General features: G+C 61.6%; 23 protein-coding genes. 4 read left to right on the top strand and 19 right to left on the bottom strand.

The genetic code is table 11. The features are described from left to right. Positions 1-141: 141 nt before the first annotated feature. On the top strand, positions 142-1,689 hold the full coding sequence (hutH, locus tag OQE62_RS06415; RefSeq protein WP_265721178.1) for a histidine ammonia-lyase: 1,548 nt from the start codon (positions 142-144) through the stop codon (positions 1,687-1,689). Between the two features lie 88 nt (positions 1,690-1,777). On the opposite strand, the gene OQE62_RS06420 is transcribed toward hutH, so the two are convergent. The 13 genes from OQE62_RS06420 to OQE62_RS06480 form a co-directional block, all read right to left on the bottom strand. Further along, positions 1,778-2,377, bottom strand: coding sequence for a LysE family translocator (locus OQE62_RS06420; RefSeq protein ID WP_265721179.1), 600 nt, complete (start codon positions 2,375-2,377; stop codon positions 1,778-1,780). Positions 2,378-2,528: 151 nt separating this feature from the next. Beyond that, a complete protein-coding gene (locus OQE62_RS06425) occupies positions 2,529-3,122 on the bottom strand; it encodes a nitroreductase family protein (protein ID WP_265721180.1) in 594 nt (197 codons plus the stop codon). Between the two features lie 108 nt (positions 3,123-3,230). Then, complete coding sequence (locus OQE62_RS06430) at positions 3,231-3,527, bottom strand: 2Fe-2S iron-sulfur cluster-binding protein (RefSeq protein ID WP_265721181.1); 297 nt, start codon at positions 3,525-3,527, stop codon at positions 3,231-3,233. A 48-nt stretch (positions 3,528-3,575) separates the two neighbouring features. Beyond that, complete coding sequence (locus OQE62_RS06435) at positions 3,576-4,442, bottom strand: ABC transporter ATP-binding protein (RefSeq protein ID WP_265721182.1); 867 nt, start codon at positions 4,440-4,442, stop codon at positions 3,576-3,578. Then, the gene (locus OQE62_RS06440; RefSeq protein ID WP_265721183.1) at positions 4,430-5,380 is read right to left on the bottom strand and encodes an ABC transporter ATP-binding protein; all 951 of its coding nucleotides are present in this window, start codon (positions 5,378-5,380) and stop codon (positions 4,430-4,432) included. Before OQE62_RS06440 ends, OQE62_RS06435 begins: the two co-directional genes overlap by 13 nt. Next, on the bottom strand, positions 5,377-6,222 hold the full coding sequence (locus OQE62_RS06445; protein WP_265721184.1) for an ABC transporter permease: 846 nt from the start codon (positions 6,220-6,222) through the stop codon (positions 5,377-5,379). Before OQE62_RS06445 ends, OQE62_RS06440 begins: the two co-directional genes overlap by 4 nt. After that, positions 6,212-7,255: an ABC transporter permease gene (locus tag OQE62_RS06450; RefSeq protein WP_265721185.1), complete on the bottom strand. Its 1,044-nt coding sequence runs from the start codon at positions 7,253-7,255 to the stop codon at positions 6,212-6,214. Before OQE62_RS06450 ends, OQE62_RS06445 begins: the two co-directional genes overlap by 11 nt. Positions 7,256-7,257: 2 nt before the next feature. Continuing rightward, positions 7,258-8,859: an ABC transporter substrate-binding protein gene (locus tag OQE62_RS06455; RefSeq protein WP_265721186.1), complete on the bottom strand. Its 1,602-nt coding sequence runs from the start codon at positions 8,857-8,859 to the stop codon at positions 7,258-7,260. Positions 8,860-8,952: 93 nt separating this feature from the next. Then, positions 8,953-9,747, bottom strand: coding sequence for a 2OG-Fe(II)-dependent halogenase WelO5 family protein (locus OQE62_RS06460; protein ID WP_265721187.1), 795 nt, complete (start codon positions 9,745-9,747; stop codon positions 8,953-8,955). A gap of 10 nt (positions 9,748-9,757) precedes the next feature. Next, positions 9,758-11,044, bottom strand: coding sequence for an MFS transporter (locus OQE62_RS06465; protein WP_265721188.1), 1,287 nt, complete (start codon positions 11,042-11,044; stop codon positions 9,758-9,760). 119 nt (positions 11,045-11,163) lie between these two features. Beyond that, the gene (locus tag OQE62_RS06470; protein ID WP_265721189.1) at positions 11,164-12,399 is read right to left on the bottom strand and encodes an ATP-grasp domain-containing protein; all 1,236 of its coding nucleotides are present in this window, start codon (positions 12,397-12,399) and stop codon (positions 11,164-11,166) included. Positions 12,400-12,414: 15 nt separating this feature from the next. Further along, positions 12,415-13,212 carry an iron-containing redox enzyme family protein gene (locus OQE62_RS06475; protein ID WP_265721190.1) on the bottom strand — a complete coding sequence of 266 codons (798 nt, stop codon included), beginning with the start codon at positions 13,210-13,212 and terminating at the stop codon, positions 12,415-12,417. 52 nt (positions 13,213-13,264) lie between these two features. Next, a complete protein-coding gene (locus OQE62_RS06480; RefSeq protein ID WP_265721191.1) occupies positions 13,265-13,678 on the bottom strand; it encodes a DUF2000 domain-containing protein in 414 nt (137 codons plus the stop codon). A 269-nt stretch (positions 13,679-13,947) separates the two neighbouring features. Here OQE62_RS06480 and OQE62_RS06485 point away from each other — a divergent pair, with 269 nt between their 5' ends. The 3 genes from OQE62_RS06485 (at position 13,948) to OQE62_RS06495 (ending at position 15,728) form a co-directional block, all read left to right on the top strand. Next, positions 13,948-14,850 (top strand): LysR family transcriptional regulator, encoded by a 903-nt coding sequence (locus OQE62_RS06485; RefSeq protein ID WP_265721192.1) that lies wholly within the window; start codon positions 13,948-13,950, stop codon positions 14,848-14,850. A gap of 161 nt (positions 14,851-15,011) precedes the next feature. After that, positions 15,012-15,284 (top strand): hypothetical protein, encoded by a 273-nt coding sequence (locus OQE62_RS06490; RefSeq protein ID WP_265721193.1) that lies wholly within the window; start codon positions 15,012-15,014, stop codon positions 15,282-15,284. Between the two features lie 87 nt (positions 15,285-15,371). Beyond that, the gene (locus tag OQE62_RS06495) at positions 15,372-15,728 is read left to right on the top strand and encodes a hypothetical protein (RefSeq protein WP_265721194.1); all 357 of its coding nucleotides are present in this window, start codon (positions 15,372-15,374) and stop codon (positions 15,726-15,728) included. A gap of 40 nt (positions 15,729-15,768) precedes the next feature. Here the strand turns inward: OQE62_RS06495 and OQE62_RS06500 are convergent, their stop codons facing one another. From OQE62_RS06500 to OQE62_RS06525, 6 genes are read right to left on the bottom strand one after another with little or no spacing between them, the layout of a single operon-like run. Further along, positions 15,769-16,149, bottom strand: coding sequence for a hotdog domain-containing protein (locus OQE62_RS06500; protein ID WP_265721195.1), 381 nt, complete (start codon positions 16,147-16,149; stop codon positions 15,769-15,771). Between the two features lie 17 nt (positions 16,150-16,166). Next, the gene (locus tag OQE62_RS06505) at positions 16,167-16,592 is read right to left on the bottom strand and encodes a MaoC/PaaZ C-terminal domain-containing protein (RefSeq protein ID WP_265721196.1); all 426 of its coding nucleotides are present in this window, start codon (positions 16,590-16,592) and stop codon (positions 16,167-16,169) included. After that, on the bottom strand, positions 16,573-18,096 hold the full coding sequence (locus tag OQE62_RS06510; protein WP_265721197.1) for an acyl-CoA synthetase: 1,524 nt from the start codon (positions 18,094-18,096) through the stop codon (positions 16,573-16,575). The genes OQE62_RS06505 and OQE62_RS06510 overlap by 20 nt, the downstream gene beginning before the upstream one ends. Positions 18,097-18,145: 49 nt before the next feature. Further along, positions 18,146-20,623 carry an NHL repeat-containing protein gene (locus OQE62_RS06515; protein ID WP_265721198.1) on the bottom strand — a complete coding sequence of 826 codons (2,478 nt, stop codon included), beginning with the start codon at positions 20,621-20,623 and terminating at the stop codon, positions 18,146-18,148. 40 nt (positions 20,624-20,663) lie between these two features. Next, positions 20,664-21,428 carry an enoyl-CoA hydratase/isomerase family protein gene (locus tag OQE62_RS06520; RefSeq protein WP_265721199.1) on the bottom strand — a complete coding sequence of 255 codons (765 nt, stop codon included), beginning with the start codon at positions 21,426-21,428 and terminating at the stop codon, positions 20,664-20,666. Next, entirely contained in the window at positions 21,425-22,066 is a 642-nt protein-coding gene (locus OQE62_RS06525) for a TetR/AcrR family transcriptional regulator (RefSeq protein WP_265721200.1), read from the bottom strand. Before OQE62_RS06525 ends, OQE62_RS06520 begins: the two co-directional genes overlap by 4 nt. Positions 22,067-22,238 lie beyond the last annotated feature (172 nt).

A 22,238-nucleotide genomic window follows, 5' to 3' on the forward strand; every position in this document is an offset into this window, starting at 1 on the left:
AGCTCCAGCTCCGCATCGGCCGGTGCAGCCGGCCCACAGAATGTATTCGGGAGGGCCTGCGGCCCGCATGCGGAGCTGGAGCTCCGCGCTCCCAGGAAGCGGCCACCGGCCCTCGAAAACAAATATTTTGGTGAGACTTTTATGTACCAACTGCAAATCACCCCCGGCCAACTGAGCCTCGCCCAACTGCGCCGGTCCGCGCGCGAGCCGGTAGAACTGTCACTGGCGAAGGACGCCTACCCGGCCATCGAAGCCTCGGCCAAGACCGTGGCCGAAGTGCTGGACCAGGGCCGCACCGTCTACGGCATCAACACCGGTTTCGGCCTGCTGGCCAATACCCGCATCGAGAAGAAAGATCTGGAAACCCTGCAGCGCGCTATCGTATTGAGCCACGCCGCCGGCACCGGCGACTTTATGGACGAGGCTACCGTGCGCCTGCTGATGGTGCTGAAGATCAACTCCCTGTCCCGCGGCTTTTCCGGCGTGCGCCCGCTGGTGATCGAGGCATTGATAAAACTGGTCAATGCCGGCGTTTTCCCGGCCATTCCGGAAAAGGGCTCCGTGGGCGCCAGCGGCGACCTGGCCCCGCTGGCACATATGAGCGTGGTGCTGCTGGGCGAGGGCGAGTGCTTTATCGACGGCGAGCGCAAGCCGGCATCCGAAGGGCTGGAAAAGGCCGGCCTGGAGCCCATCACGCTGGCACCGAAAGAGGGGCTCGCACTGCTGAACGGTACCCAGGCCTCCACCGCCTTTGCCCTGTTGGGGCTATTTGCTGCTGAAGACCTGTTCGCCGGCGGCCTGGTCAGCGGCGCCCTGACCCTGGAAGCGGCCAAGGGCTCGCGCCGCCCGTTCGACGACCGCATCCACTCGGTGCGCGGGCAAAAAGCGCAGCGCGATGTGGCCGCCACCTTCCGCGAGCTGCTGGGCGAGCAGAGCGAGATCGGCGAATCCCACGAAAACTGTGAAAAGGTGCAGGACCCCTATTCGCTGCGCTGCCAGCCGCAGGTGATGGGCGCCTGCCTGCAGCAGATCCGCTTCGCATCCGAGGTGCTGCTGGCGGAGGCCAACGGGGTTTCCGACAACCCGCTGGTGTTTACCGACGAGGAAAACCCGGAGAATTCCGACATCATTTCCGGTGGCAACTTCCACGCCGAGCCGGTGGCCATGGTGGCCGACAACCTGGCGCTGGCGCTGGCCGAGATCGGCGCCCTGTCCGAGCGCCGCATGGCGCTGCTGATCGACTCCAACCTGTCCGGCCTGCCGCCCTTCCTGGTAGACAACGGCGGTGTGAACTCCGGCTTCATGATCGCCCAGGTCACCGGCGCCGCACTGGCCAGCGAGAACAAATCCCTGGCCCACCCGGCCAGCGTCGACTCGCTGCCGACTTCCGCCAACCAGGAGGACCATGTCTCCATGGCCACCTTCGCCGGCCGCCGCCTGCGGGATATGGCCGACAACACCTGCGGCATCCTGGCGGTGGAACTGCTGGCCGCCTGCCAGGGCCTGGATTTCCGCGCGCCGCTGAAGACCGCCGACAAACTGGAAGCGGCCAAGGCGAAACTGCGCGAGCGCGTGCCCTTCTACGACAAGGACCGCTATTTCGCTCCGGATATCGAGGAGGCCAGGCAGCTGCTGGCGAGCGGCGATTACCTGCGCTTTACCAACGCCGGACTACTGCCAAGCGTCTGATCCCCCCAGGCGCTTACCGCGGCGCAGCAGGGACAACGGAAAAGCCGGGCTCCTGCCCGGCTTTTTCGTTGTCAGTACAGGTCAGGGACTACTGGCCGAAAAACTGCAGGTAAAGCAGGTACAGGGCACAACCGATCAGGAGGCCGCCCATCACCATATTGAAAATACGCACCCGCGCCTCTGTGCCCAGCAACAGTCGCACCCTGTCGCCCGCCAGCGCCCAGACTGCGAGCGAGGCATAGCAGACCAGGAAATAAATCGACACAAAGGTGATCAGGCTGGCGTGGCTCTCGGGCCTCGAGAACAGCGCAACGCCGGACACACAGGCCACCCAGGCCTTCGGGTTCAACCACTGCAGCAGGAATCCCTCATGGAACCGCGGCCTGGCGCTCTCGGCGATATCGATCGAGCCGACCGCCCCGGCAAGCCTGCAGCCGATATAGATAACGTAAGCCGAGCCCACCACCGCCAGGTACTTCAGGAACTGGGGGTAGAGTTCCAAAAGCTGGTAAAAGCCGAAACCGATGGCTGCCAACAGCAGGGTAAAACCGATGGTAGCACCGGACACAAACGGCATTGTCCTGCCGAATCCATGGCTGACACCGGAGGAGACAATGACCATATTGACCGGCCCCGGCGTTATCGACATGGCCAGGGAGAAACCGAACATCGCGAATAAAAGTGACATAGCCAAATCCTGAATTTTTTAAGTCGGCAACTGCACGGGCCGCCCTGACCTGGTTAGTGGTCGCCTGTAATATACCAGCCGATGCCCGGACCTTCCGGTATTTCCCGGGCTGACCTGTTGAAAGTGAGCTTGAGAAGCCCTTTTACCACCACTAGGAAAACTCCCTGCAAGGCAGGGAGTCCAAGCTGAAAAAGTGTCGACACAAATCCGGGCGCTGCGGTGGTTCCATAGACATTCGTTGTTCCAGGTGTCCCAGGCACAGCAACCCGCAGATCAATGCATTTTCCTCCAACCCCAGCGCTGCCGTCAGGAGTGGACTATAGGCCAGCTTTCCCGTTCTCCAGTAGCCACTGTGACCCATAGCTTCCGCGGCCAGCAGCATGTTTTCGATCGCGGCGCCGGCGGACAGCACCTGCTCTATTTCCGGTACCCGACCGCTCCGGTCTACATACAGCACGCAGACGACAACCCGCGGTGCCGTGGTAAACAGGCGCTGCAACGCAGCCGTGATATCCTCGACAGAGGCATCGTCGGTCTCCTGGGCCAATGCGACCAGCTCCACACGCCGGATCAGTTTTTCACAATCCGCCCGCGAACAGAGGATAAACCGCCACGGACGCAATGACCGATGATCGGGTGCCGTCAGCGCGCACTGGACGATGCGCTCGATGTCCGACAGCGGAATGTCCCCGTCGATCACCGGTTGCGATTTTCTTGTAAGAATACTTTCAATCAACGCTGTCATATTTTCTGTACCTCTGGTCAAGAACTGCTTGCACCCCATAATCCGCGCAACGACACACGCGGCAGTTGCGCTGCTTCAGGCACGCGCGCAAGATGCCGAATCACGAACTCAGTAAGGCAGCAGGATATCCCCGTCCCCTTCCAGGTAAGAGGAGCAGGAAAGCACATAGCCATTGAGGCGGACGCCGTTATCGCGAAGTGCGCCGGAAAGCACCCTGACCCGGCAGGAACCACAGCGCCCCCGTCGACAGGAGCTGCGGATAGGCAACTGCATTTTTTCGATATTCTCGAGGATTGTCAGCTTTTTGCTGGCCTCCCCCTCGTGCCTGCGGCCGTTGACGGTGACCTTCAGGCGGACCAGATCGTCATCCGCCCCGGTTTCGCGCAGTGGTGCGTCAGCTTCCATAATCATCCCCCACGGTTTTCCCGGACACCGTCCCTGTACGCTCCCCTCTCAGGGCCCGCTGTCTCCTACTGCGATGTCCAGCGCCCTGCCTGCCGTTGTGGACGCCGGTCTCCCCGGCGCGCTATGCAGCAACTGCCGGGTATATTCCTGTGCCGGGTATTCGAGTACCTGTTCGACACCTCCCCACTCGACCATTTCGCCGGATTTCATCACCAGTACCTGATCGGCAAAGTGGCGTACCACCGCCAGGTCGTGGGAGATAAACAGATACGTCAGACCCAGGTCCCTCTGCAGGTCCAACAGCAGGTTGACGATCTGTGCCTGCACCGAGACATCCAGCGCGGACAGGGGCTCGTCCAGTATCAGGATTTCCGGCTCGGTCACCAGCGCCCGGGCAATATTCACTCTCTGGCGCTGGCCGCCGCTCAGCATATGGGGGAAAGCGTACAACTGGGCCTCCCCCAACCCCACTTTCCGCAGGTGGCGCAGCGCCCGCGCCTGGCGCTCGCCCCGATCCAGTCGCCCGTAGTTGCACAGCGGGGCCGACAGGATGCGCCAGATCCGCTTGCGGGGATTCAGCGATGCATAGGGGTCCTGGAACACCATCTGGATTTTCCGGTACAGGTCCCGCGCCGGCAGCCCGTGGATATTGCGTACTGCGGTATCCAGCCGCAGGCTGACGCGGCCGGCGGTCGGCCGCTGCAGTTTCATGACGAGCTTGGCCATGGTGCTCTTACCGCTGCCCGATTCACCCACCACCGCCAGGGTGCGCCCTCGCCCCAGGCTGAAATTGAGCTGGTCGAGGGCTGCGAAATGCCTGTTGTCCCCACCGGGCAGCCGGAAGGTCTTGGTAAGGTTTTCGGCACGCAGCACCACTTCGCCGGCCCCGGCTTTGGGCATGGTTACCAGTGACATCGGCTCCCCCTCTGCGAATGCGTCTCTATTTGCCGCATGGGTTGCGGCTGCAGGCAGCGGTGATCGGCGCGAACGCAGCGCGGGCGGAAACGGCAGCCGTCTACTTCCTCGGTGATCGGAATCACACTGCCTTCGATCGTCGCGAGCCGACTCTTGGGTGGCATGCCACTGCGACCGGGCTGGGCCGCCACCAGGCCTCGGGTATAGGGGTGTCGCGGCGAGCCGATCACCGCGTCCACCGCGCCGCTCTCCACTATCTGCCCGGAGTACATCACCTGCACCCGGTGGGCGCACTGTTCAATCACGCCGATGTCGTGGGAGACCAGCAGCAGCGCCATACCCGTGTCCCGGCGAATCTCCTCGAGCAACTGCAGAATCTGCGCCTGCACCGTGACATCGAGTGCCGTGGTGGGTTCGTCCGCTATCAAAAGCTGCGGCCCGGCAGCCACCGCCATTGCGATCATGATCCGCTGCGCCATGCCGCCGGACAGTTCATGCGGGTAGCTCTTCAGGCGCGCGCCGGCGTGGGCAATACCGACCCGGTCCAGCAGGCGGAGCGCCTCGGCACGTGCCGCCGACCGATCCAGATCGGCACGCGCGCGCCGAACGGACTCCAGCAGCTGTCGCTCTACCGTCAGGCAGGGATTGAGCGCGCTCATGGGATTCTGGAATATCATCGCCATGCCACCGCCGCGGAGCGCGCGCCAGTCGCGGGAGCCCGCCCGCAGCAGGTCGACGCCGCAGGCACTCATACGCAGGGCGGACGCTGTGACACCGTCCGGCAACAGCCCCATCAATGCCAGGTTGACCATGCTTTTCCCGCAGCCGGATTCGCCGACCACACCCAGCACCTCGCCGGCCGCTACCGAGAACGTCAGGCTCCGCAAGGCCGGCTTCCCGGCGATGTCGATGCACAGGTCTTCGACCGATAAAATCATTGTCGCTCCATCTTCGGGTCCAGGCGGTCTCGCAGTGCGTCGCCTACCAGGTTGAAGCTCAGTACGGTGAGCAGGATGCAGACGCCGGGCATCACCACCAGCAGAGGGTGGGATTCGATAAACGGTCGCGCGTCGGCGAGCATCGCTCCCCACTCCGCCACCGGCGGCTTGGCGCCCAGGCCGAGAAAGCCCAGCGCGGCTATTTCCAGAATTGCGTCGCTGAAACCCAGGGCCGCCTGCACGATCACCGGCGGCACACAGTTGGGCAATACCTCGGTGCAGAGAACCCTTAGCCGGGAACTGCCGCTCGCGAACGCGGCCGTCACATAGGTTTTCTGCATTTCCTGGATCGCGACCGCCCGCACCACGCGCACAAAACGCGGTATGCCGATAATGGTCACAGCCACAATGGCGTTGCCGAGGCCCGAGCCCAGCACGGCGACAATGACGATGGCCAGCAGTATGCTCGGCAGGCACATCAACAGGTCCACCAGCCGCATGATCAGCGTGTCCAGCCAGCCTCCATAGACGCCCGCCAACAGACCCAGTCCCACACCGACGACCAGCGAAACGGTCACCACCACGAAACCGATGCCCAGCGAACAGCGCGCGCCGTACACGAGCCGCGCGAACATATCCCGCCCCAGGTCGTCCGTGCCCAGCAGCGGCGCAGACAGGGGATTCCAGCTCGGCGCCTGCAGCAGCTCCGACCCCATCCGGTAGGGCGACAGGTCCAGCAACAACGGGAAGACAAACCCCAGTGCCAGCAGGCAGGCCAGCACCAGAAAACCGATATTTCCCCAGCCCCCCGGCAGGGGGAGGCCCATCCTGTCAGCCAGCACGCCTGCCTCCTATCGCCGGGTTTATGGCGCTGTAGAAGTATTCGATCAGGCCGTTTACCAGAATGACAAAGACACCGATCAGCAGGATGCTGGCCTGGATCACCGGGTAATCCCGCGCGTAGACGCTGTTGACGATATAGCGGCCCACACCCGGCCATGCGAAGATGGTCTCGGTCAGGATGGCGCCGGTAATCACCGTGGTGACGAACAACACACCACCGACAGTGACCACCGGAATCAACGCATTGCGGAAGGCGTGCCGCCAGACAACCCGCAACTCACTCAGCCCCTTCGCCCGCGCAGTGCGGATATAGTCCTCCGACAGCACTTCCAGCATGCTCGAGCGCGTGGTCCTGGCAAACACCGCCAGCGGCACCGTGGCCATGGTCAGCGCCGGCAACACCAGGTGGCCCAGGGCACTGCCGAAGGCCGACAAACCGTAGTCCTCGATTACCTGCGGCATCAGCGTATCCACCAGCATAAAGCCGGTCGCCGGTGGCACGTCGTAGAGAATGTCGATGCGCCCGGCCACGGGAGTGAGATCCAGGCCGATGGAAAAACACAGGATCAACACCAACCCCCACCAGAATACCGGTATCGAATAGCCGAATATCGAAACCGTCATGATCAGGTAATCCAGTACGCTGTTGCGGTAGACGGCCGCGGCTACGCCGGCCGGTATACCCACGGCACAGGCGATCAATAAGGCACTGACGCCCAGTTCGATCGTTGCCGGCCAGCGCGCCAGCAGTTCACCGATGACACCCTGGTGGGATACCACGGAAACGCCGAAGTCACCCTGCAGGGCACTGCCGACAAACTGCAGATACTGCGCGACCAAGGGCTTCTCCAGGCCGAGGCGCATCGCCATCTCCCGATATTGCGCCGGGTCGGAACCCCGCTCGCCGATCAGCAACAGCACCGGATCTCCGGGAGCGAGGCGGATCAGGAAGAACGCCAGCAGCGTCACTCCCAGCAGCGTCGTCGACAGCTCCAGCAACCGCCGGCAGCTTGCCTTCCGGAATATATCCACGGTCAGCGCTCGCTCGAGACGGACAACAGGTAGAAGTTATCCACATCGAAGGGATCCATCACATAACCCTCTACGCGCGGGCTCAGGCCCCGGAATACCTTCGAATGGGCGATGGGAATGACCGGCACATCCTCGCTGAAGACCCGCAGTGCCTTCCGGTACAGTCTTTCCCGGGTGGCAAAGTCACTCTCGCGCCGCGCCTGCTTGATCAACGATTCAAACTCGGGCTGGCAGTAACGGGAGTTGTTCGACCCGCGCTTTACGGAGTCACAGCTGAACAGTGTGTAGAGGAAGTTGTCCGGATCACCGTTGTCACCGGCCCAGCCGAGTTGCACCATGTCGTGTTCGCCGCGCTTTACCTTGTCCAGGTAGGTACCCCAATCGTAACTGACGAGCTCGACTTCGACGCCTATCCTGGCAAGATCCTGCTGCATCATCTCGCCCATTTTGCGACCATTGGGGTTGTAGGGCCGACTGACCGGCAAAGTCCAGAGGGAGATCTTGAAACCGTCCGCATAGCCCGCCTTCTCGAGTAGCTCCCTGGCTTTTTCGGGGTTGTACTCGTACTGCGCCACATCCTCGTTGTAGGACCACATGCTCGGCGGATAGGGGTTGATCGCCGGCTCCGCATTGCCACGGTAGACCGCGTCGATATACGCCTGCTTGTTGAGAGCATGGGCAATGGCTCGGCGTACCTGTACATTGTCGAACGGCGCCTTCTCCGTGTTCATCGCCAGGTAGCCTATGTTGAGACCATCCTCCTCCGCGAGCTCCATATCGGGCTGGGCCTCTATCTGTGCAATGTCGCTTGGGGAGGGGTAAACCACCAGGTCGCACTCGCCCTTCTTCAGTTTCATGTAGCGCACACTGGCATCCGGAGTGATTGCAAATACCAGGTTGTCTATCGCCGGAGCCCCCTGCCAGTAGCCCTCGTTCGCCCGGTAGCGGATGGTGGTCCCTTTCAGGTAGCGTCGAAACCTGAACGGTCCGGTTCCCACCGGCCGTACATCGATATCCGACTTGCGCTTCTCACGCTGCAGTTGGTCGGCATATTCCTTCGACAGTATCGACATGAATGGCATAGCCAGGTTGGATAGGAACGGAGCCTCGGGTTGAGCCAGCTCAATCCTGACCCGGTAATCCCCCAGCTTCTCGACCTTGGTGATCAGCTTGTCCATTCCCATACCCTGGAAGTACTGATAGGTGCCGCCGCCAACCAGGTGATAGGGGTGGCTCTTTTGCAGCTGGCGATTGAAGGAGAAGAGCACATCATCTGCATTCATATTGCGACTGGGTGAGAAGTAGCTGGTGCTGTGGAAAGCCACATCCTCGCGCAGCTCGAAAGTGTAGCTGCGGTTATCGTCGGAAATCTCCCAGCTGGTCGCCAGCGAGGGAACCAGTTTAGTGGTTCCCGGTTCGAAGTCCAAAAGACGGTTGTACAACGTCGGCGCCGTAGCGTTCCTCGCCGTTCCCGACAAGGTGACCTGGGGATTGAAGGATTCCGGGCTGCCTTCAGAGCAGTAAACCAGGTTGCTCGACGCAAAAGCCGGGAAAGAGACCAGCGCGAACGAAAACAAGGTCGACAGTAAAATTATTCTATTCATGACTCTCACCGGGTTTGTTTGAGTTTATACAGAAGCCCCTGATGGGTTTTTACGAAACCACCAGAAGCAGAGCATGCGGATCTGCGAGCCGGACTAGGACCAGAGCCCCAGGCTGCCATCCTCACGCAGACCGACAAAGGACGTCTGTGAAATTCTGTTACCTTCCGCGGTACCCAGGATCTCGTGGAAGTTCTGTGTATTAAAAATAATCAGGTCTCCCACCTTCGGAAAAATTCTCACGCAATCGTCCCGCTCCAGGACTTCGTAGGGAAAGTAGTAATCGCCCTCTACTTTCATCTTGTCATTCTCGGCAGTGTGAATGGTGTCGTAGATCACAAGCTCCCCTGACGTTTCTTCAGCGCAGTAATAGATATTCCAGGTAAGCTGCTTGATAAGCTCCGTCACGGCCCAGGGAGAATTGATATGGCTCGGAGCATGATCGGCATGCAGTTTTCCGTGCCCTTTGAAGCTGCGGAAGGCACCGGCAAAATACTCTCCGTAGCCTTCCTCCTGAAAGACCGATGCCCCTCTGCCACCCTCTTTCCGGATTGCCTCGACCACCATCTGTACGGGGTCAATATCCAGACCCCGATAGATCTCTTCGACGATCTCCCGGGCATCCTGACATTTTTCGAAGTAGACGCTCTTCTCATCATGCGCCCACTGGTTGTGACACAGACCAACCTGCTGTACCGGGATGTCCTTCAGGTGGTCATAGCCCTGAAAGTTCATTTCCAGCAGGCGCGAGGCGACGACTTTACAGGTCTCGCGATCGATAAATTCCTCTACTCTTATAGCCGGAATCCTATGCTCCAGGAGAAGATTGAGATTCTCAGGCGTCAGGTCACGCGGCTCATCAGATATCCAGTTTCCCATTTTCAACTCCATTTTCGTATCCTTACCCCGCAGAAACACCGGACAGCTGTCCGCGCTCCAAGGAAAAAGACCAGCGTCGATACAACGCATAAATCGCAATAATCAGTGCGCTGTAAGTAATCATGAATATACCGACGGTATAGACAAAATTATTACCAAGGATGTCGAGAATACCGCCGACCCCGAGCGCCATGACACTACCGAGCAGGCACCCCACCGCAAAAGTGATCGCGAACACGGAACCCACCCGCTGCTTTGGTGAAAGGGTGACGATACCGCTATAACCGAGCATCCATACGAACTCAAAGAGGAATACCATTGTCGTGAAGAAGACGGCACTGGCAATCACAGATCCTGTGTAGACAGAAGCCATATAGCTTCCGCAGGCAAAAATGGAGCCGCCCAGAGCTACCAGAATGACTGCAGAGAAATCCCGATCAAAAATCCGGAAATACTTACAGAACAGTGCAAAGCCGGAGGAACCGGCGACGATAGCAATACTGGCCATTACATAGGAGGCCGAAACAGCGGATGCACCCAGGGAAAACTGCTCACCGGGAAATATGGGCTGCAGAACACTATAGGTTCCCTGAAAAAACGCCGCGGTCAACGGTGGCAGCATACAGCAGAAAAAAAGCCGCGGGTCCTTCCTGAGGCAGGACAGGTATTCGATACAGCGCCTGCCGATGGGGTGTCTTTTCCCCGATGACGGGAATTTATCATCACTGATATTGCGAATCAGATACACCAGGGCAGCAGAAACGAGAAAGGTGGCCGAATCGATAATCACGGCTGCCTTCAGGCTCACCGAAGAAACAAGAAAAACGCCGGCAACAGAAGCCGCTGCTATTCCCAGGTGGTACCCACTTTGCATGAACGAGGCGTAATAGCTCAGTTTTTTCTCTGGAAAAATATAGGGGGCAATAACCGTCTTGGTTATCCTGCTTACATGGTCAAACAGGCCACGCAACAACAGCAACAGGACAATCGCGAGATAGTTACTATCCAGAACGAATGGAATAATAAGCAGCGTCAGCCCGGCACTGGTCACATCGAGCAAATACCAGCGCCTGCGAGGCTCCATACCGAAATCCCAGTCGCTGCGATAGAGAATGACGATAAACACCGGTAGCCACTGCAGGGAGACAAACATTGCGGTGGTCAGGCCGGAACCGGTCTCCTCGTATATAGCAATAGCCAAAACAATGTGCAGGAGCACCGACCCTGCGGAAGAAATAGTAAAGGCCGCAGCGCCCAGGATAAGGTTGACCCGGCCTCGCCAATCGATATTTTCTTTCAGTTTATCCATAATAATTTTTTTGCCCAGAACGGGCTAATCGGCAACCTTGGCCAGGCCGGTCGAGCCGACCCGGCCTATTGGGCTGCATGGTCAAATCACACCACAGTTGCGATGTGGCCCTACCGGTTTCAAGCTGCGCGGATATGAACCAGCTCTGCGGCCTTCTTTATTGCCTCATCCGCATTCTCCCTGGCCTGGACCTGATCCCCACCAGTACACATCACCTGTAGAATCCAGTGATAATTGGAACTGGCCGCTTCAATCCTGTCGCCCGGCTGCTTGTGCAGCCAGAAATGCTCGACCCCGGGCAGTTTGTGGATGTCATCTTCCTGCGGAAGCTTTTCGAGTACGCCGCCTTCGTCGCTGACAAGACATTTCCAGGCGGCTCCCTGTCGATGATGGTAGAGGCGTTCCCCCATATCGAGATTACCCAGGCACAGCTCCACGCAATCGCCCACAATCGAGCGGCCGGTTGCCAGATCCTGCATAATGGAGTGACCGCTCCCGCCTACCCGCGTGTTGATCTCCACCAAGTGGGGCCCACTTTCGGTAACAATCATCTCTACATGGCTTGGCCCCAGGTGATAGCCGATGGCATCCAGGGCGGCACAAGCCTTGTTTTTAATCTGTTCCGCCAAGGGATGCTGCAGTGGAAAGGAAGCACCTACTTCCACACAATCGTTGATGAGATCCCTGCCGGAGATACCGACAACCTGGTGAACACCCTGTCCCAGTGTGAGAACTTCCACACTCACCAACCTGCCCTGCAGGTAGTCTTCCACTACGAAGGCTTTGGAGATCCAATCTTCGTCAATTGCAGCGAGCCGGCCCGTCAGTACCCCCATATCATCTGCACCGTTACAGACCACGGCACCGATACTGGAGTGGCCCTGCACAGGTTTGATAAAGCACGGATAGGATACGTCGCCTTTCGCCGCCGACAGCTGCTCGGCCGTTTCGACTCTCATGCAGTTGACGTCGTCGGCGCCCTGCTCCAGCAGCACCTTGCGAAAGCGGTACTTGTCCTGCGCGATCTGGATAGCTTCCGGGGCCGCTCCCCGCAGCCCCAGATCGCGCGCGAGTCGCGCCGTCATCTCCGTGCGTATCTCCGCAAAGGTCAGAACCGCGTCCACCCGGTCCAGGTTTTCCTGCAACGCCGTTTTGACCTCGTCGATATCATTGGAATTCTCAACCTGAATCAGCAAATCCACCTGACCAAGCTTGTTCATACAGGATTCCGGAAACCACTTCTTGAATCGCTCGTGGCTGTCACTCACCAGCACAGAACGGTACCCCCTGGATTTGCAGTACAGAATGGCATCCAGGCCACTGAAGTTCGTCTCAATAAATACGACAGTAGTCATCGGCGCCAACCTCCCTTATGCAGTTGCTCTCAGATCGGTTTCCATATTGATGATACGGGCGTTCTGATCCCAGAACCTCTGCCAGAAGTCGATACCGGCATCGAAGGACTCTTTGAACTCGCTCTTTTGCGTATCTGTCTTGCAGAACCTCAGGAAGTTTGCCACTGAATGCCTGATGTGCTCGGTTTCATCGGCCCGGTGAATTTTGAAGAAGGGACTTTCCGAAAGGGGCTTCTCACAATTCTTGTCATGACAGAGGCAATTGTAGAGTGTCTCGATATTCTCCTCGGCAATGATTTCAAAACTGAGTAGAAGACCGACGATTCCGTACTGACTCTTGATACCCTCCAGAGTCCTGTCCAGACCAGAGAGAACCTCCTTTATGGAAGCGGCTGACTGGCTTATCAGGTCAATGCCCACATCACTGATGGCCTCGAGAAAAAGATTGGAATGAATGAAGTCTTTGTCACGACCGCCAAGCTCATCGTACGCGATCTGGATCAGGTGATGTTGGCGCTCGGGGTCATCGGTGAGCGCAACGGCCTTGCACAGGAAAACGGGCACATAGCGGGTAAAGTCATACCACGCGGTGGCCATACTCTCCGCGGCAGTGATACTGCGCTTACTGTTTATCGTCGCATTGATATTGACAAATACGTTGTGCTTGGCAGCCTCTTCCTGGAAATACTTTGTCCAGTATATGACCTCTGGATGGTCGTAGTCGTAAACGCTCTCAGGAATCAGGTACCTGACATCGCGCTCAACTCTTTCAGGGGTTACCACCTTTTCTCCCGCTACTTCACTTGTGTCCACAGTGCTCTCCTTGACTTAGCTTTGTTGAAGTATAGGTGCAGTGAGTTTCCGGCTATCTCAGCAAAGGCAGGTTCCCGCTGAACTTATTCACGACCTTCTTATCACCACACAGTGCAATCCCCAGATACTGCTGCTTCTCCTCCGGGGTTTCCGCCAGCACCTCGGCGTATTCCTCATATGACCTGGTTGTCCTGGTCGCTCCTACGAGATCTACAACAATGAGGTCCGGCTCGTATTCCTGGAGCTTTTCCCGAAGATCCCGCAACAGATCGGCATTACCTTTCAGTGCCGGCAGCGCCATCGTCGTGATTCCACGACGCACCTTCCCGGCTGCATCAAACAGGTCCCTGCCCACCATATCCGGGCACAACTTACCGATGCTCATCGCCAGGACTGCAGCCGTATTGGCCACCATTCCCAAGGGGAGATTCTCGTCGATGATCAGAACACATTTTCTTTCCGACACAGCCCGGACTCCTTTAACAACCTGCAGGCTCACGCAACTTTCAACTCCGAAAAACTTCAGTTAGCGAATATTTTTCGAAAAAGCATTGCGCACCATTTTTGATCACATTTGCGCTACGGCCGTTTCTCCTTCTGCCGCCGTCGCCATAAAAGCATCTGTTAACGGGAAAAGACTCTATCCCAGATACCGTGAATTGATTACCCCGCAAAAATTAAAATATACTTTTCGAACGCTGACATCGCTCAATTCATATAAATGGAGCCACTTGCGTGTTAAAGGACGTTCGCTATTTACTCGTATTTGCAAAGGTCGTGCAGAGCGGGTCTTTTCGGGCAGCGGCAGAGTCACTGGATATGTCCGTTTCCAGTGCCAGCCTCTATGTATCCAAGCTGGAAGAGAGGCTCGGTGTCGCTCTTTTGTATCGCAGCACCCGCAAGCTATCGTTGACCCAGGATGGGGAGGCGATTTTCGATATCGCACAACAGATGTTGCAGCTCTATTCCGAGAATCTATACGGGTACAAGGATTCTCACAGGCACTCGGGCGGCAAGCTGAAAGTTGCCATTCCTGCCATTCTGATACGCAGCCGACTGGTATGTAAGATCGTCGCTTTCGCATCCCGGGAGCCGAGACTGCAACTGCATCTACAGTGCAGCGATCATCACAACGATATTATTGGCGAGGGAATTGATCTTGCGATACGCCTCGGCAACATGCCCAACAGCGGGCTGAAGGCGCGCAAGATTTTCGATCTGGACCGGACGCTGGTTGGCAGCGACACTTTCCTACAGCGCCACGGGTCGCCGACACACCCCCGGGATCTGCAGGAACTGCCCTGGATAGGCCTCAGCATGCGCCCCAGCAGCCGCACTTTTGTCCACCCGCAACAGGGCAGTTGCGAGATCAGCTACAACCCCGTTTCTACGGTGGACAACGTCGAGGCCTCCTATCGGTTGGCCGTTTGCGGTCTGGGCCTGGCGGTACCGCCAAGGTTTCTGTTCAACCCGGACGACGGTGTCCGGGAGCTGTTGCCCGAGTGGCGGTTACCGCCGTTGCCCGCCTACGCCGTGTGGCCCGCCAACGCACCTGGTGACGGCCCCGCGCAACAGCTTGTTGCCCGACTCTGTGCCGAAGACACTCAGTTCGCCGCCTGCGAGTTGCAGGATGCCTGACCGGCAGTAGGACACGCACTTTCCGACTTTCCGCCGGACGGGCCGCGCCGGAAGGGTCTTCTCCCAATGTTGCCCGCCGACAGCCCCTGAAGAGGAAATTTACGCCAGCAGTGCTAGGCTGAAATTAGACGTTCTATCCGCCAACCGGCGCAGAGGTCTGTATGAAATTTCGGTCCGGGCAACTGCTGCCTTCCGGCGCGACTACCGTGCTGCTGATCGCGGCATCGCTGGCGCTGCCGGCGTGCACCGATACCGCCTACGTCAGCGGGGGAAACGCCGGTTACGGCGACGTCACCCACTACCGGGTGACAGGACGCTACTATCACTGCCACCCCAGTGGCGTCTGCCACAATAGCCGCCACCCCAATTTCTTCCGTCACGGCGGCTACCAACAGCGGCCACAACCACCTCCCGCCCGGCCCCGACCTTACTGATCCCGACTTTCACCAACCGGCGAGCGTCACACAGGTGCCGCAGGGAATGCCTCAACCAATGGGTTTTCCACCAGTGGAGAAAGCATCATGAACAGACTTATCAAAACCGGGCTGATCGCCGCCACGGTCTGCACCGCCCTGACCCTGGGTGCCTGTGCCAGCGACGGCTACTATTCCACCGGTAGCTACTATTCGTCCTACCCCTATTCCCGACCCTACGTCTATCCGTCCAGCAGTATCTACCTGCGCTATTCGTCGCCGCGCTATTACCGTTACCGCGGTTACCCGAGCTATCGCTACTATCCGCGCTATCGCTACTACAAGCGCTACGATCGCTATCGCTCCCACCGCTATCGCGGACACAAGCGCCACCACGACCGGTCGCGGCACCGCTCGGGCCGGCACAGTGGCGGCCACCGCCCGCGCCGCGGCTCCCGTCGCTGAGCCGGCGCGAGCGACGGAAAACGGATGCGGGATACGGACTTCAGCATTGAAACAGCACCAGGGCGTCCCCGTCGCAGATCAGGCGGCCGCCCTCGCCGGTACAGCGGGTGTCCAGGTTCACCAGCGCCTTGTCCCGGCGCAGCCGGGTCACGGTGACCGTGGCGGTAAGCGGCTCGTCCACCCGGGCCGGGGCGTGAAAGCGCATATGCTGCTTGAGGTAGTTGGTGCCGTGGCCGGGCAGCTGCTCGCCGAGCAGGTAGGAGAAGAGGCCGGCGATCAGCGGCTCGGGCACTGCCGGGCCGTCCTCCCCGATGTCCGCCAGCCGGCGCCAGTCCTCCAGGGCCCGCCGGTCGAAGACTCGGGTTACAGAGGCGCTGTCGTCGGTGCTCAGGGTATCGAAGCGGGGCAGTATCTCGCTCATGGCTGTTTTCCCTTCGCTCACGGCTGCTTCTCCTCGTCCAGGATCAGGTGGCAGCGGCCATCCAGGCACAGCTGCCCGTCCGCCTTGGTTACCCGGGTCACCAGCTCAATACGGCCGTTTTCCGCGGGCGCCTCGGCCACCAGGGTGGCGATTAGCGGTTCCCCGACATAGGCGGGAGCCGGGAATTTCAGCTCCTGCCCTCCCAGCCGCGCGCCGGGGTAGAGGGTGTGGATCAACCCGCGCAGGGCACTGAACAGCAGCATGCCGTGGGACACGGTAGCGCCGAAACGGGTGCCGGCGGCATAGTCCGGGTCCACGTGGATGGGATTGTGGTCGCCGCTGATGCGGGCGAAGCGGTCGAAATCCTCCTGGCGGAGGACAAAGCCCTTCTCCATCGCGGCCGGGCCCTTTAGCGGGTAGGTATCAGCGTCTTGCGGCGTCATCGCGCAACTCCTGTTTGGTCACCTTGCCCAGGGCGTTGCGGGGCAGCGCGTCCACCCACTGGAAGGCCCTGGGCACCTTGTAGCCGGCCAGGTACTCGCGACAGAAAGCGCGCAGCTGGTCCCGGTCCGGCGCCTCGACATCCGGGTGCAGGCCGCAGTAGGCCTTGCCCACCTCACCCCAGCGACCGTCGGGCATGCCCACCACCGCCACCTCGGCAATGGCCGGATGCCGCTCGAGCACCTTCTCCACCTCCGCCGGGTAGACGTTCTCGCCGCCGGAGATATACATGTCTTTCCAGCGGTCGACGATGTAGTAGCAGCCGTCCGCGTCGCGGCGGGCCACGTCGCCGCTGCGCAGCCAGCCGTCCCGGATCGCCTCGGCGGTGGCGTCCGGGCGACCCCAGTAGCCCGGCGTGATATTGGGTCCGCGGACCAGCAGCTCGCCGGCCTCACCGTCGGGCAGATCCCTGCCGTCGCGGTCGACGATGCGCACCTCGGTAAGCAGCTGCGGGCGGCCCACGGAACCGGCCTTGTCGATCACCAGTTCCTCGTCGAGGAGGAACACCGTGGGGCCGGTCTCGGTCATGCCCATGCCGGTGCGCACGCGGATACCCTGCTCCGCGTAGCGCTGCGCCACCGGCAGCGACAGGGGCGCGCCGCCGCAGCCCCAGGAGCGCACGCCCTTGAGCCGCTCGCCGTCGAAGCTCGGATGGTCCAGCAGGGCCTGGTAGACCGCCGGCACCCCGAAGAAGATGGTCGCCCTGTTTTCCAGTACCTGCAGTGACTGATCCGGATCGAAGGCGCGCGCCACCAGCACGCAGCCGCCCACCAGAAACAGCGCCGAGGAATACAGGTTGATGCCGGCGGTGTGGAACAGCGGCAGCACATTGAGCAGCACGTCGTCGCCGGTCAGGTTCACCGCCAGGCCGATATTGAGGTGGTTGGCCAGCATCATGCGGAAGGTCTGGATCACGCCCTTGGGCCGGCCGGTGGTGCCGGAGGTGTAGAGCAGGTACCAGGGGGTGTCCGGGTCCTTCTCCGGGTGCGGGCCCGGGTCCGGCTCGGTGGCGGCCAGGTCGGCGCAATAGTCGCGCTGGCCGTCGCCGGCGCCGTCCAGGGCCACCGCGGTGAGCGGCCCGCGGCGCCGGGCCAGGGTGGCCGCCGCCTCCGCGAACTCGCCGCCGAAGATCAGCGCGCCGGGCTCGCAGTCATCCATCAGCACCTCCAGCTCCGGCACCGCCAGGCGCCAGTTCAGCGGTACCAGGATCAGGCCGGCCTTGGCGCAGCCGAACAGCATGGCGAAGAACTCGGCGCGGCTGTGGCCCAGGTAGGCGAGCCGGTCGCCCTCGCGCAGGCCCCAGTGCTCGCGGGCGGCGGCCGCCAGGCGGGCGGCGCGTTCGTTGAGCTGGCGGTAGCTGTAGCGCTCGCCGCTGTCCAGGTCCTCCAGCGCCGGCCGCTCCGGCGTTACCCGCGCCCGCTGGGCGAGCAGGTCGAACATTTCCATCGATTACTCCGCTTGTCTATGGGGAGCGGGCGGGCCCGCTGCCGCCGGTTCAGGGGTTGATCTCACTCCAGCTGAATTTGGTGACCCGGTTGCTGATCAGCGAGAAGACATAGACGCTGCCGTCGCCCACCGCCACCTGCTCGGCATCGAACAGGCCGCCGGGCCGGGTGCCCAGGGCGGGATCGAGCCAGTGGCCCCGATAAGCGGGGCTGATCACGCCGCTGGCGTCGGGGCTGTAGGCGTCCGGGTTGTTCCAGGCCCGGGCCACCATGTTGAAGCCGTCGGCCACCAGCAGGGCGTCCTGCTGGGCGTCGTAGGCCAGGCCCGCGGGCAGGAAAAAGCGCTGCGGATCCAGGCTGTCCGGGTGGTCGTAGGTGCCGCCACCCAGGCCCAGCTGGCCGATCAGCGCGCCGCTGGCCGGGTCCAGGGCCTGGAGGCGCTGGTTGCGGCGGTCGGTGACGTAGACCCGGCCATCCAGCGCCAGCACGCTGCCGATCTGGTCAAAGGTGCCGGCGGCGCCCTGTTCGAAGAAGTCCGGGCCCAGGCTCCAGTTCTCGCCCAGGTCATTGCCCTTGTCGGGGTCCGGACCGCCGGCGTACCAGTTGCCGTCGAGGGTACCGCTGCCGCTGTCGTAATCGAAGCGCCACACAGTGTTGCCGAAGCTGGTGATGAAGATGCCGTGTTCGTCCGGGCTGGCACCGCTGCGCGCGGACACCGCCACCGGGTAATTGGTGTTGCTGGATGTCAGGGCGATGGCCGGCACCGACAGGCCCCCGGTGCGGTAGGTGAGGTTGAACAGCTCCTCCAGGTTGCCGTCGGCGTCGTAGATGCGCAGGCTGGCGTCGCCGGTGTAGGGCCAGGGCAGGGTGGCGTCGGCGGCCACCAGCACGGCCACCGCCTCGCCGATGTTGGGATCGGTGAAGGTGGCGATGCCGGTCACCCCGTAGCTGATGTCGGTGCCCGGGAAGCGGCCCCGATAGTTGCCGCTGGCGTCGTAGATGTTGATGCGGGTGTTGGGGGTGTCGCTGACCAGCAGGCGGCTCTTGGAATCCAGCCAGGCCATGCCGCTGGACGAGTGGAGCTGCCCGGCCAGGGTGCGCGGGTGGCCCCAGAATTCATGGTCGGCGACGCCGCCCACCCCCTCGGACACGGAGCAGCGCAACAGGGTGTCGCCATCGCTGCTGCTCCAGCATTTCTTGATGCGGTTGTTGCCCGAATCGCTGACCAGGTGCACCCGGGCGTCGGGGAAGTAGTAGCCCCAGGAGTAGATGTCTTCCCGGTAGAAGGCGCCATCGGGGCCGATCACCGGCACCAGGTCGTTGGGCAGCTGGAAGGCCTCGTCCTCGGTGGCGGAAGCCGAGCGCATCTCCACCTGGTGGATGCCCAGGCGACCGTATACCCAGGTGGCCTCGGCATCGGCGCTACCGCTGGAGCGGTAGCGCACCGGGTCGGTGTCGGTGGTGGCCGCCAGGTTGGGGAACAGGATGATGCGGCCGTTGTAGGTGTCGGCCACGTAGAGGTTGCCGTCCAGGTCGGTGCGCACGCCGCGCGGGCGTTTCAGGTGGTCGACGTCGCCGTCGTCATCGCGGAAGCGGCCCAGCATATCGTCCAGGGTGAGCTGGCCGGTGGCGGTGTCCACGCGGAAGATCTTGATGCGGTTGTTGCCGTTGTCCGCCACGTACAGGTAGGTGGCGCCGTTGTCCGGCGACTGGTAGTAGGTCATGCCCTGGGGAATGCGGTAGCCGTCGCGCTTGTCCGGCTCGCCGGCGTAGTCGTCGTAGTGGGTGGAGTCGGTGCCGTAGTTCTTGTCCACGCCGCGGATGATCGGCCCCGCGCCCAGGTAATCGCCGTTGGCGTCCCGGTGGCCCAACGTCTGGATCAGGTCCACCTGGTAGCCGTTGTCCGGGTCGATGGTGAACGCCTTGACGCGGTGGTTGAACTCATCGGAGACATAGATGAACCCCTGCGGCGTGATCACCATGTTGCGCGGCAGGTAGATATCCTCGCCGCCGCCGTGGCCGTGGCCGGGCTGCCCGAACGAGGTGACATACTCGAAGTCGCCGGCGGCGCCGGCCAGGGTGCGGAAGAAGTGAATCTGGTGACGGCCCACGTCGTTCACGTAGAGGCCGGCCAGGCGGTCGTCGTCGGCTTCGCTTGCGGACAGGAAGGCAATGCCCAGCGGCGCGCGGATCTCCGGCACACTGCTGGCGGGGCTGTCCGGCGCCAGCGCCTGGTCGGCGTCGTCCAGGGTGCCGATCAGGGCGCCGTCGAGATTGAGGACCTTGATTTCATGGTTGCCCATGTCCGCCACGTAAACGCGGGTGCCGGCGGCGCCCTGGCTCAGGGTATCGCGATCGTAGCTGACGGTGGTGGGGGTGTTGAACTGGTATTGCTGGTGGGCCGGCTCGCCGCTGAGTTCCGCGGAGCGGTCCTCGTCGGCAAAGGTCTCGAAGGCGGCGGCGCTCAGGGGCAGGGCCCCGATCAGCACCGCCTGGCCCAGACGGCTCAGGATGGTGGTCAGTCGCATAGTGGCCTCTCGTTTTTATTGTCGGTATGGGTTTTTGCTGTTAATCGCGACCGAGGAATGCGGCCATGCCGCGATCCGCCTCATCGCTGTCGATCTGCTCCAGGAAATGCCGGTATTCGGCGTCCAGGGCCCGGGCCACCCGCTCCGGGTCCGGGCGCGTCAGGGTCAGGGTATGGCGCACGCTGCCGGGCCAAGCGACGCGCAGGCGTCCGGCCACCTCGCGCGCCCTGTCCGCCACGCCACCGTCGTCGGCCAGGTACTGCACCAGCCCCAGGTCCAGGGCCTCGCGGGCCTCGATGCGGCGGTTGGTGAGCTGCACATCCAGGGTCCGGCCGCGGCCGATGCGCTCAGGCATCAGCGCGGTCCAGCCGCCATCCGGGCTGAAGCCCACGGCGGTGTACCAGGGGGCGAAATGGGTCCGTGGCCCGGCCACGGCGATATCGCAGGCCAGCACCAGGCCCACCGAGCCGCCGGTGACCAGGCCCTGCACCGCCGCCACCGTGGGCACCGGCAGGCGCAGCAGATCCAGCATCGCGGCGTTGAGCGCGCCCACCACGCGCTCGGCGTAGGCACGTCGTTCGCCGCGGGGTGTGTCGTAAAAAGCGGCCACGTCGCCGCCACTGGAAAAGGAGCGCCCTTCGGCGTCCAGGATCAGCGCCGCCGGGCGTTCCTCCCGGCAGCGCGCCAGGGCCTCGCGCAGGCCGTCCAGAAGTTCCGGCACCAGGGCGTTGTGGCGCTCGGCGCGGTCGAGGGTCAGGGTGGCGATGCCATCGGCCTGTTGATAGCGCACCGGTACCGTATTCATGATTTCTCCTTATCGCCGCCCGGGGCGAGGCCGTTGCGGAACAGGTCAGAAATGGTGGCGACGATATCGTCGAAGGGGGTGTCCTGTTCCCACAGGGCGTAGCGCAGGCCCAGGAAATTGGCTATTCCCATCAGGGCCCAGACCCGCACTTCGTTGTTGCCGGGGCGGATTTCGCCCTTGCGGGTGGCGTCGGCGAGCATGCGCACATAGCCCCTGCCGAAGGCCTCGTAGTAGTCGCGGTAGATGGTTTCGTCCACGAACTGGGCTTCCTGCAGCACCCGATAGAGCGAGGGGTTGTCGTGCAGGTACTGGAGGAAAGCGCGCAGGCCCTTCTCCTCCGCCTCGAGCCGATCGCGGGCGCCGGCGATTTCCGCCTCCAGGTGGGCGCGCAGCTGGTGGCCCATATCGCGCACCAGTTCGCGCAGGGTTTGCTCCTTGCCGGCGAAGTAGGTGTAGAACGTGCCCTGGGCCACGCCGGCGGCGCGGGTGATGTCGGCAATGCCGGCGCGGTGGTAGCCGAGGGTGCCGAAGGCCTCCTCCGCCGCCTTGAGAATGCGGGCGCGGGTACGCGCGCCGCGGGCGGTCTTGGGGGCGCCGGGGCCGGCGTTGTCGATGCGGGCGATGGCAACAGAATTCATAGGGCCACTTCTTTTCCGTGCGATGTTTGAAACATGAATCGGTATTCATATTAAATCAGGCGCGTGGCCATTTAACTCATACCTTGGTCATACAGACCGCCCCAGCCACCGCTGTTAGGATTTCTGCAATCTGGAAAAAGCCGGAAAAGAAAGGCTCAGCCACGCCGGCCCA

Origin of the sequence: Microbulbifer halophilus (assembly GCF_026183675.1) — a bacterium.
In the GTDB taxonomy this organism is placed as follows: Bacteria; Pseudomonadota; Gammaproteobacteria; order Pseudomonadales; family Cellvibrionaceae; genus Microbulbifer; species Microbulbifer halophilus.

Excerpts from the sequence above, each read along its gene's own strand:
- OQE62_RS06525 (WP_265721200.1), bottom strand. The coding sequence starts at position 22,066 with ATGAATTCTGTTGCCATCGCCCGCATCGACAACGCCGGCCCCGGCGCC.
- OQE62_RS06430 (WP_265721181.1), bottom strand. The coding sequence starts at position 3,527 with ATGGAAGCTGACGCACCACTGCGCGAAACCGGGGCGGATGACGATCTG.
- OQE62_RS06505 (WP_265721196.1), bottom strand. The coding sequence starts at position 16,592 with ATGACGCCGCAAGACGCTGATACCTACCCGCTAAAGGGCCCGGCCGCG.
- OQE62_RS06465 (WP_265721188.1), bottom strand. The coding sequence starts at position 11,044 with ATGGATAAACTGAAAGAAAATATCGATTGGCGAGGCCGGGTCAACCTT.
- OQE62_RS06510 (WP_265721197.1), bottom strand. The coding sequence starts at position 18,096 with ATGGAAATGTTCGACCTGCTCGCCCAGCGGGCGCGGGTAACGCCGGAG.
- OQE62_RS06515 (WP_265721198.1), bottom strand. The coding sequence starts at position 20,623 with ATGCGACTGACCACCATCCTGAGCCGTCTGGGCCAGGCGGTGCTGATC.
- OQE62_RS06420 (WP_265721179.1), bottom strand. The coding sequence starts at position 2,377 with ATGTCACTTTTATTCGCGATGTTCGGTTTCTCCCTGGCCATGTCGATA.
- OQE62_RS06435 (WP_265721182.1), bottom strand. The coding sequence starts at position 4,442 with ATGTCACTGGTAACCATGCCCAAAGCCGGGGCCGGCGAAGTGGTGCTG.
- OQE62_RS06455 (WP_265721186.1), bottom strand. The coding sequence starts at position 8,859 with ATGAATAGAATAATTTTACTGTCGACCTTGTTTTCGTTCGCGCTGGTC.
- OQE62_RS06500 (WP_265721195.1), bottom strand. The coding sequence starts at position 16,149 with ATGAGCGAGATACTGCCCCGCTTCGATACCCTGAGCACCGACGACAGC.
- hutH (WP_265721178.1), top strand. The coding sequence starts at position 142 with ATGTACCAACTGCAAATCACCCCCGGCCAACTGAGCCTCGCCCAACTG.
- OQE62_RS06460 (WP_265721187.1), bottom strand. The coding sequence starts at position 9,747 with ATGGAGTTGAAAATGGGAAACTGGATATCTGATGAGCCGCGTGACCTG.
- OQE62_RS06440 (WP_265721183.1), bottom strand. The coding sequence starts at position 5,380 with ATGATTTTATCGGTCGAAGACCTGTGCATCGACATCGCCGGGAAGCCG.
- OQE62_RS06520 (WP_265721199.1), bottom strand. The coding sequence starts at position 21,428 with ATGAATACGGTACCGGTGCGCTATCAACAGGCCGATGGCATCGCCACC.
- OQE62_RS06495 (WP_265721194.1), top strand. The coding sequence starts at position 15,372 with ATGAACAGACTTATCAAAACCGGGCTGATCGCCGCCACGGTCTGCACC.
- OQE62_RS06425 (WP_265721180.1), bottom strand. The coding sequence starts at position 3,122 with ATGACAGCGTTGATTGAAAGTATTCTTACAAGAAAATCGCAACCGGTG.
- OQE62_RS06490 (WP_265721193.1), top strand. The coding sequence starts at position 15,012 with ATGAAATTTCGGTCCGGGCAACTGCTGCCTTCCGGCGCGACTACCGTG.
- OQE62_RS06470 (WP_265721189.1), bottom strand. The coding sequence starts at position 12,399 with ATGACTACTGTCGTATTTATTGAGACGAACTTCAGTGGCCTGGATGCC.